The organism is Staphylococcus sp. GDY8P131P (genome assembly GCF_017891975.1).
Lineage (GTDB): Bacteria > Bacillota > Bacilli > Staphylococcales > Staphylococcaceae > Staphylococcus > Staphylococcus nepalensis.
On sequence record NZ_JAESKF010000017.1, the window covers coordinates 116,941 to 126,217 of the forward strand.

At 32.4% G+C, this 9,277-nt stretch carries 10 protein-coding genes; 8 read left to right on the forward strand and 2 right to left on the reverse strand.

Annotation, left to right across the window (positions count from 1 at the left end):
- Nucleotides 1-42: 42 nt before the first annotated feature.
- The 8 genes from hflX to KA894_RS12025 all read left to right on the forward strand — a co-directional run bounded on the left by hflX (nucleotide 43) and on the right by KA894_RS12025 (nucleotide 7,298).
- Nucleotides 43-1,278: a GTPase HflX gene (gene hflX, locus KA894_RS11990; protein ID WP_096809989.1), complete on the forward strand. Its 1,236-nt coding sequence runs from the start codon at nucleotides 43-45 to the stop codon at nucleotides 1,276-1,278.
- A gap of 15 nt (nucleotides 1,279-1,293) precedes the next feature.
- Nucleotides 1,294-2,526, forward strand: coding sequence for a methionine gamma-lyase family protein (locus KA894_RS11995; protein ID WP_103373139.1), 1,233 nt, complete (start codon nucleotides 1,294-1,296; stop codon nucleotides 2,524-2,526).
- Between the two features lie 252 nt (nucleotides 2,527-2,778).
- Nucleotides 2,779-3,147, forward strand: a complete 369-nt coding sequence (locus KA894_RS12000) for a MerR family transcriptional regulator (RefSeq protein ID WP_170006890.1) — start codon at nucleotides 2,779-2,781, stop codon at nucleotides 3,145-3,147.
- A gap of 20 nt (nucleotides 3,148-3,167) precedes the next feature.
- Entirely contained in the window at nucleotides 3,168-4,508 is a 1,341-nt protein-coding gene (gene glnA, locus KA894_RS12005) for a type I glutamate--ammonia ligase (RefSeq protein ID WP_096809985.1), read from the forward strand.
- Nucleotides 4,509-4,927: 419 nt separating this feature from the next.
- The gene (locus KA894_RS12010; RefSeq protein WP_107644571.1) at nucleotides 4,928-5,125 is read left to right on the forward strand and encodes a hypothetical protein; all 198 of its coding nucleotides are present in this window, start codon (nucleotides 4,928-4,930) and stop codon (nucleotides 5,123-5,125) included.
- Between the two features lie 239 nt (nucleotides 5,126-5,364).
- Entirely contained in the window at nucleotides 5,365-5,916 is a 552-nt protein-coding gene (locus KA894_RS12015) for a GNAT family N-acetyltransferase (RefSeq protein ID WP_242693535.1), read from the forward strand.
- Between the two features lie 255 nt (nucleotides 5,917-6,171).
- Complete coding sequence (locus tag KA894_RS12020) at nucleotides 6,172-6,543, forward strand: SRPBCC family protein (RefSeq protein WP_242693536.1); 372 nt, start codon at nucleotides 6,172-6,174, stop codon at nucleotides 6,541-6,543.
- A 482-nt stretch (nucleotides 6,544-7,025) separates the two neighbouring features.
- Nucleotides 7,026-7,298, forward strand: a complete 273-nt coding sequence (locus KA894_RS12025; RefSeq protein ID WP_096809979.1) for a hypothetical protein — start codon at nucleotides 7,026-7,028, stop codon at nucleotides 7,296-7,298.
- A gap of 761 nt (nucleotides 7,299-8,059) precedes the next feature.
- Here KA894_RS12025 and isaB read toward each other — a convergent pair.
- Both isaB and KA894_RS12035 read right to left on the reverse strand, forming a co-directional pair.
- Complete coding sequence (gene isaB / locus KA894_RS12030; RefSeq protein ID WP_096809978.1) at nucleotides 8,060-8,569, reverse strand: immunodominant staphylococcal antigen IsaB family protein; 510 nt, start codon at nucleotides 8,567-8,569, stop codon at nucleotides 8,060-8,062.
- A 285-nt stretch (nucleotides 8,570-8,854) separates the two neighbouring features.
- Nucleotides 8,855-9,046, reverse strand: coding sequence for a hypothetical protein (locus tag KA894_RS12035; protein ID WP_096809976.1), 192 nt, complete (start codon nucleotides 9,044-9,046; stop codon nucleotides 8,855-8,857).
- Nucleotides 9,047-9,277 lie beyond the last annotated feature (231 nt).

Consider the following 9,277-nt stretch of genomic DNA (forward strand, 5'->3'; position numbering starts at 1 on the left):
TATGATAGAATAGCTAAGAAAACTTTGAAAGAGGTGCATGTTATGAGCCAACAACACACACATACGACTAAAAAAGAATTAGAATCAGCCATTTTAGTCGGAGTTCATGCTCAATCCGATGAAGTATTTGATTTTGAATCCACAATGGAAGAACTAGCTTCATTGTCAGAAACGTGCCAACTTAATGTACAAGCGCAGTTTACGCAAAATAGAAATCATTTTGATAATAAATACTACGTAGGTAAAGGAAAATTAGAAGATATAAAAGCATATGTTGAAATGAATGACATAGACGTTGTAGTAGCCAATGATGAATTGACGACGGCACAGTCAAAAACATTGAATGGTAACCTGAATGTCAAAATTATAGACAGAACACAGTTGATATTAGAAATCTTTGCATTGAGAGCGCGAAGTAAGGAAGGTAAATTACAGGTAGAGCTTGCGCAATTAGATTATTTATTACCACGCCTCCAAGGCCATGGTCGTAGCTTGTCGCGTTTAGGTGGCGGTATCGGTACAAGAGGTCCAGGTGAAACCAAATTAGAAATGGACCGTCGTCACATTAGAACGCGGATGAATGAAATCAAACATCAATTAGAAACAGTTGTTGAGCATCGTGAACGATATCGTAATAAGCGTGAACAGAATAATGTGTTCCAAGTAGCCCTTGTTGGTTATACCAACGCCGGTAAATCATCATGGTTTAATGTATTAGCTGATGAAGTGACTTATGAGAAAAATTTATTATTTGCTACATTGGATCCTAAAACGAGACAGATTCAAATTAACGAGGGATTTAATTTAATTATTTCTGATACTGTTGGCTTTATACAGAAACTGCCCACAACTTTAATCGCTGCTTTTAAATCTACCTTAGAAGAAGCGAAAGGCGCAGATTTGTTATTGCATGTGGTTGATAGTAGCCATCCAGAATACCGTGTTCAATATGATACTGTCAATCGAATTGTTGATGACTTAGACATGGGGCATATCCCACAAGCAATTATATTTAATAAAAAAGATTTACATGAGGGGACACTGCCCACAACGAACTTACCATCCGTTTTTGTTTCTAGTAAAAATGATGAAGATAAAGACAAAGTGAAACAAATGCTGATTGAGCAAGTGAAAGCAGCGCTCACTTATTATGAAGAAAGTGTGCCAAGCAACAATGCTGATAGGTTATACTTCTTAAAACAGCATACACTCGTCTCAGAATTGAATTTTAATGAAGATGATGCAACATATGAAGTGAAAGGTTTTAAAAAAGAATAGAAAGAAGAATGGGTAATGGAGAAGATAGAGCAATTAATAGCAGACACTGAAACGATGTTAGATCCCTATTTTAAGAAAATAGAAGCAACAGCTTATAGAAATCAAGAAAAAGTGTTAGATGCTTTTCATGCTGTTAAAGCAACAGAAAGTGATTTACTCGGCACCACAGGTTATGGTTACGATGATATTGGTAGAGATCATTTAGAAGCAATTTATGCACATACATTTAAAGCAGAAGACGCAATCGTGCGCCCACAGATTATATCTGGCACACATGCTATAACTATTGCGTTACAAAGCCTCTTAAAACATGGGGAAGAATTATTATATATTACTGGTAATCCATATGATACATTATTAGAAGTGATAGGCATCAATGGCAATGGTATAGAAAGTTTAAAAGAACATGGTATTGCATACAGTAAAGTGGATTTAAAACAAGATGACATTGATATTGACGCTGTTTTAAATAATATTAAACCTCAAACTAAAGTCATTGCGATTCAACGTTCTAAAGGTTATGATCAACGACCATCTATTGATTTAGCAAAAATTGAAAGAGCTATTAATCAAATCAAAGCGAAACATCCGGAAGTGATTGTCTTTGTTGATAATTGTTATGGAGAATTTGTTGAGAAACGTGAACCTATTGAATGTGGTGCTGATTTAATGGCAGGTTCATTAATTAAAAACCCGGGCGGCGGACTGGCTAAAATCGGCGGATATATTGTTGGAAAAGCTGCATTAGTTGAAAGATGTGGATATCGTTTAACAGCACCTGGTATTGGAAAAGAAGCCGGTGCTTCATTATATTCCTTGCAAGAAATGTACCAAGGGTTTTTCTTAGCACCTCATGTTGTAAGCCAGAGCTTAAAAGGCGCGTTATTTACAAGCTTATTATTAGAAAAAATGAATATGCGCACAACACCAAGATACAATGAACTGAGAACAGATTTAATTCAAACAGTTGCATTTGATACAAAAGAACAAATGATTCAATTTTGTCAAAGTATTCAAGAAGCATCTCCTATCAATGCACATTTCAGTCCTGAACCTTCATATATGCCAGGGTATGAAGACGATGTGATTATGGCAGCTGGTACTTTTATTCAAGGGTCTTCAATTGAATTATCAGCGGATGGTCCCATTAGACCACCATATGAAGCTTATGTGCAAGGCGGTTTGACATATGAACATGTTAAACTAGCTGTGGCAAGAGCTGCACAAAAATTACAACAACAAATTTAAGATAAATTAAATCCACAATGATTCGCGTGTTCACTTATGTAATTTATATTTTGAGTGAAACGGGATTATCATGTGGATTTTTTATTTAATTTTAAGATTTTTTGGAATATTCAATGTTATAAAATAAAGAACATTGCTTAAAACTGTTCGTATCAAGGATTAACTGCTGATGTTAGAAAACCTAACATATTTTTGAAATCATTTATTAATTATGCTAAATTATATACAAGTTCAAAAATAGAGGTGATTGGATTGGAGTCAAAAGATACGATAAGACGCAACATGCCAGTCTTCTCTATGAGTGTTGTTACAAAATTAAGCGAATTAAGCGCTAGACAAGTTCGTTATTATGAAACACATGAACTGATTAAGCCAGAAAGATCAGAAGGAAATAAACGACTTTTTTCGTTAAATGATTTGGATCGCCTTTTAGAGATAAAAAGACTGAATGAAAAAGGTTTTAACTTAAAAGGAATCAAACAAATTTTAAACAACGAACAAGATCACCTATCTGACAATGAACAAGAAACAAGAAAACAAATGATAGTTGATGCTACACAGAAACCACAACGAGAAGCGATTCCGATAAATCGTGGAGATTTATCTCGATTTATCAAATAAAATTAATGGGGGACATTATAATGGCAAAACGTTCATTTACAAAGGAAGACATTCACAAGTTCGCTAAGGAAGAAAATGTCAGGTACTTACGTTTACAATTTACTGACATTTTAGGTGTAATTAAAAACGTAGAAGTGCCAGTTAGCCAATTAGAAAAAGTTTTAGATAATCAAATGATGTTTGATGGATCTTCAATCGAAGGCTTTGTGCGTATTGAAGAATCAGACATGTATTTATATCCAGATTTAGACACTTGGGTTATTTTCCCGTGGACAGCTGGTCAAGGCAAAGTGGCTCGTCTAATCTGTGATGTATATAAAACAGACGGTACACCATTTGAAGGTGACCCACGCGCAAACTTAAAACGTGTATTAAAAAATATGCAAGACTTAGGTTTTTCCGAGTTAAATTTAGGACCTGAGCCAGAATTCTTCTTATTCAAATTAGATGAGAAAGGTGAACCAACATTAGAATTAAATGATAATGGCGGTTATTTCGACCTTGCACCTACAGATTTAGGTGAAAACTGTCGTCGTGACATTGTTTTAGAGTTAGAAGATATGGGCTTCGATATTGAAGCAAGTCACCATGAAGTGGCACCAGGTCAACATGAAATTGATTTTAAATACGCAGATGCAATCACTGCATGTGATAACATTCAAACGTTCAAATTAGTTGTCAAAACAATCGCACGTCAACATAATCTACATGCAACTTTCATGCCAAAACCGTTATTCGGTGTAAATGGAAGCGGAATGCACTTTAATATGTCACTATTTAAAGGTAAAGAAAATGCCTTTTATGATCCTGAAGGTGATATGCAAATGACTAAAGATGCTTACCACTTTATTGCCGGAATTCTTAAAAATGCACGCGGTTTAACAGGTGTATGTAATCCTTTAGTTAATTCTTATAAACGTTTAGTTCCAGGTTATGAAGCGCCTTGCTATATTGCTTGGAGTGGTAAAAACCGTTCTCCATTAATACGTGTACCAACTTCACGTGGTTTATCAACACGTGTGGAAGTCCGTTCTGTTGACCCTGCAGCTAATCCATACTTAGCATTAGCAGCTATCTTGCAAGCAGGCTTAGATGGTATTGAAAATAAATTAGAAGTACCTGAACCCGTAAATCAAAATATTTATGAAATGAATCGTGAAGAACGTGAAGCAGTGGGTATTCAAGATTTACCTTCAACTTTATATACAGCTATCAAAGCGATGAGAGAAAATGATTCTATTAAAGAAGCTTTAGGTAACCATATTTATAATCAATTTATCAATTCTAAATCAATTGAGTGGGATTATTACAGGACCCAAGTTTCTGAATGGGAAAGAGAACAATATTTAAAACAATACTAGGTGCTAAGCAAAAGGGGCAAAACACTAGTAATATCAACAATCCGAATCTTCTTCTATACGAATAAATTCGGATTGCTTTTTTTGCGCCTTTTTTATCAATATTAGTATTTGGGTGCAATTTGGATGTGCAAATTTTACAATACTTCTTTGTCTTGAATAATTTTTTCTAATTTTCTGCACCTACCTTTGTTTGTATAAGTGGTTTAGATTGTATTTATGTGTCATGTTAAAAATATGTATTTTTAACATATTTATTAGATTCTAAATCATGCGTGATATGTAATATAATTTTGAAAAATAAGATTAAATTCATTGATAAAGTGTATAATGTATATATGTTTGGAATTATTTTTTAATCATGAGATTTTGTGTTTTTTAAATAATAGAAATATACAATTACAAAAAGGGGTTGTATTTAAATGCAAGAAATAAAATTAAGCACTATCAAAGCACATTCTTTAAAAGAATTAGAAAGTAGCATCAACGCATATTTAAAAGATGAAGAAGTTTCAGAATATAAATTATTGAATAGTACAGTACGTGAAATCGAAGAGCGCACATTTTCATCGGATGAAGAAGAATTTCATGCGATATTAACTTTTATTAAAGAAATTTAATCAAAAACCATTTTTAAACTGTTGTGTTTGCGGTTTATAAAGCGACTCGGATTGAATAAAGCGCGTGTTAACGCGTTGACTTATTATAACAACCATAATCCATAGCTATATTTGAGACTAAGAAGTTATTTATATCTTAGTCTCTTGTTTTATGTACAACATTTATATTTTTTAGCATAATGCTAAATGATTTTAAAAACACAAGTTTTAATTTGATCGAAGTTATAAGGAGTTAGATAATGATGAAATATTTTAAATTACAGATGCTAAGAGATCAATTAGATCATATACCAGATTACGGATTACCCAATGATTATAAAATTCGCCATTTTCAAAAAGGTGAACAATTAAAATGGGCTAATGTAGAAACAAGCGTTAACGAATTTAATACTATAAACCAAGCGTTATGCCATTTTAATGATGAATTTGGTCCCTACTTAGACCAAATGGAACAACGATGTTTATTTATAGAAAATGCTAAAGGAGAAGTCATTGGCACTGCAACCGCTTGGTACGGACGATTAACAGATGAACGCCATACAATGGGTCGTATTCACTGGGTAGCAATCATACCTGAATACCAAGGCAAGCATTTATCTAAACCACTATTATCTGCCACAATGAAACTTATAGCCAAATATCATAACCAAGTTTATTTAACTTCTCAAACGACGAGTTACCAAGCGATTAATATGTATCTTGATTTTGGTTTTAGACCGATTCATTTAGATGAGCATTTTTATGAAGCTTGGTCATTATTAGAAGAAAAATTAAATAGGACTATTTTATAATCCATCAATGAAGGTTTTAAAAAGATATACTTCCGCCAAATACAGTTTTGTCTAAAGAAAAATACAATATTTAATTTTGATAAGTTTAATAGATAAGTTTTTTAAAATTATTTTTTATAAATAGAATAATAATAGGGAAATAGTATGGTTTTTGAAAGAAGTATTATGTATTTAAATAAAATAACTATGCTGAATATAACACTAAAAGGTGTTACATCAAACACGGAGGTGTCATAGATAAACAATAGTAACAAAATGCCACAAATAGAAAAAGTAGTTATGCTCAAAGCAAGTAAAGATAAAGTTTGGCACGCCATTCGAACATCAGAAGGTACAACTTCTTGGTGGATGCCAAATGATTTTGAAGCTAAGTTAGGCAAAGAATTTACGCTTTACGCTGGAGAATATGGGGCATCCCCATGTAAAGTAACAGAACTAAACCCTAAAGATAGCTTAAGTTTTGATTGGGGAAAAGATTGGACCATAACATTCCAACTTAAACAAATAGATGATAGTACAACAGAATTTATACTGATACATTCTGGTTGGGATGAAGAAAAAGAAACAGAGTTTGGCCAGCCACACTCTGTTATACAAGGATTTATGGATGACGGTGGGAAGAAATAGTGAAGATGAACCTTCCTAAGTATCTAAATGCTAATGAATAATATAAAAACTATAATGTGTTTCAAGCAATGGTGGACCCCCAACGTCGTAAAATAATAAAATTACATGCAGATAACGAAATATCCATTAAATCAATCACTGAAGATTTTAATATATCTATTTTACTTTTGGATGCGTAGAGCTAAATTTATGAAAATGTAAAAAGCGTACGTTTGGTTACTGTTCACTGTGTGGTTTAACTTTTTTTGAGCAATACGTAGGCTGAAGGTAGGGCGTTTGCTTATTATTTAATTTAGAAAATAAACTTTTTCTAAAACCAAAATTTTAGTTTTATGTGTTTAATATACTTTTTTGAGGTTATTGAATTTATAAGCAGAATATGTAAGTTGTATTCTTATAAATGTTAGGCATCGTACCATGTTCTGGTGTGTTTAAATAAATGGTATACGCAGATAGAAACACTATACTATAGGAGGGATTTGATGGATTTTATTATTACAATCGTAATAGGTGTAATCGTTGGGGTGACATTTTCAATTTGGTTAACTAATAATAAAATGACTAACCTTATTATTAGCACGATTTCAGCAGTAATTGGCGCATTCATTGGAGTAACTATGTTAAATTCTACAGGCGAGGCTATATCAAACTCGACAGACATGTTCTTTATTATCCCAACGCTTGTTGGTTCTGTTTGCCTGACTTTACTTGTTTTATTTATTATTGAAACGAGTAAAGATATTGTGAGAAATTAATTATGTCACGTTGTTGTCAATGTAATAAATAAACATTCATATTAAGTAGTATTGTAAATGACTTTTCAAATAACTATGGTCATACTATATAAAGTTTAATTTAAATCAGACAGTTTTTTCTAATTGGGATTACACTTGCAGTTCATATGCCAGGCACAACCCTCATATTCAGTTGCTGAGTAATTTAAGCTTAAAAAATGATAGCAATTATACTATAGGTATACAAAATTTAATGTAAAGGCAACGTCTTTTGGACGGCACTCATATAGGACGACATGCAGTAGCATGTTGTCCTTTTTACGATAACTTTATAAACGCTCAATTAACGACGAGAATGGTGTAATAGCTGTTAGGACATACTTAATTATATTAAAATTAAAGATTTTAAATTCTGTTTAATATATTGAAATTTATCGGAAGCGGACATGTTTCTAAAGGATTAACATAATCGTTTTTGATCACTGCAAACATCAGTTGGTATATCAAAAAGAGGGTTAAAAAGCGACAGTTATTCTAATTCATATCATGATCACAGCAGCACGTAATTGGGTTGTCACATCATATGTATATTACCTTTGCAAACCTGAAGATGAGATGAGCAAATAGGCGGCTAAACTACAAATGAAAGCCCTCACTAATTAACGATAGCGAGGGGCGGTGCGTGGCGTACAGATATGTTTGTTAATTGCATTATATAGTGAGTAACAATGTAAAATATTTGTTTGTGAAGTGTCATTAGCGTTGATTTATAAAGTGAACTATTAAGAAACCACAGCACTTGTTACATAACCATCACTGACATGGAAAACAATATTACCGTCGCCAACTTGGTATCCATAAAGTCCGTCACTACTAGTTTCTTTATCTCCATTTATTGGCTGTTGGTACTTATAATTTTCACCATACTGCACACGTATATCTTTTAAACTTACTGATTTATTTTGTATACTAAATGTTACACTATTTGCGGTTTTACCATTTGTTTGCTGAAAAGTTTGATCGTAAATCACCTTACTGCTAGATCCAGAATGGTACTTGCTGTTGACTTTAATTTCATTAAATGTCATATTTCCAGCTTTTAACCCATTAAAAAAAGATTGATCTAATACAAAATCACCACCCTCTGAAGTATATCCACTATAAGTATACCAAGGTTGCGTCGTTATTGCTTGCGCTTCGTTATGTGATTCTTCTTCATTAGAAATATTTATACCTAATGCAGTTCCAAGCGTAACCGTACCTGCTACAAAAATCTTTGAAATTTTATTCATACTATATCACTCCAAATAGAAATTTTGAATCACATTACGATTCAGTTACACTATAACAAAATATTACAAGTAATGTGTATATTTACTTTTTTGATAAAAGTTTAATGGAAGCAATTAAAATACTACTATATTAAAGTAGGCTATTTAATGAAAGGAAAATTGGAAGTAGAAAAAATGCTGAAGTATAATAAACAATCATAGACAAAGTATGTTTACAAAACTATAATAATATTATGTTAACTAGATGCCAAAAAAACTGCCGACTCAATTGTGCGGCAGGAAATACTATTTTTTCTTAATTTTAGTTACAATAACTTGAATGACAAAGACAATAAATCCAATGAAAATGCCTAGAAATATAGCTACAGCGGCTGACACAAGGGGAGGAAATTGATATTGGTATTGTAATATCAATCCAACGATGATTGCTATAACAATTGCAATAACTGTAATCATGTTTTCTTTAAATATGCTCAAGTGTTTCACTCCTATCGTTGTTTATTATAGCACGAGAAAACAGATAAGATAAAATAAATTACCATCATATTATTTAACAATCATGTAGACATTATAAAGTAGTAAATATTTATTAGTCAAGTCCAGACTCATGTGTAAAATGCTATACAATGTTTTTACCATTTCTACTTATCAAAATTGATGTATTTTCTTGAAGAATAAATACATTAATCATGTAGTTCCATAATAACG

Coding starts and splice junctions, on each gene's coding strand:
- hflX (WP_096809989.1), top strand. CDS start 43: ATGAGCCAACAACACACACATACGACTAAAAAAGAATTAGAATCAGCC.
- KA894_RS11995 (WP_103373139.1), top strand. CDS start 1,294: ATGGAGAAGATAGAGCAATTAATAGCAGACACTGAAACGATGTTAGAT.
- glnA (WP_096809985.1), top strand. CDS start 3,168: ATGGCAAAACGTTCATTTACAAAGGAAGACATTCACAAGTTCGCTAAG.
- KA894_RS12010 (WP_107644571.1), top strand. CDS start 4,928: ATGCAAGAAATAAAATTAAGCACTATCAAAGCACATTCTTTAAAAGAA.
- KA894_RS12015 (WP_242693535.1), top strand. CDS start 5,365: ATGATGAAATATTTTAAATTACAGATGCTAAGAGATCAATTAGATCAT.
- KA894_RS12020 (WP_242693536.1), top strand. CDS start 6,172: ATGCCACAAATAGAAAAAGTAGTTATGCTCAAAGCAAGTAAAGATAAA.
- KA894_RS12025 (WP_096809979.1), top strand. CDS start 7,026: ATGGATTTTATTATTACAATCGTAATAGGTGTAATCGTTGGGGTGACA.
- isaB (WP_096809978.1), bottom strand. CDS start 8,569: ATGAATAAAATTTCAAAGATTTTTGTAGCAGGTACGGTTACGCTTGGA.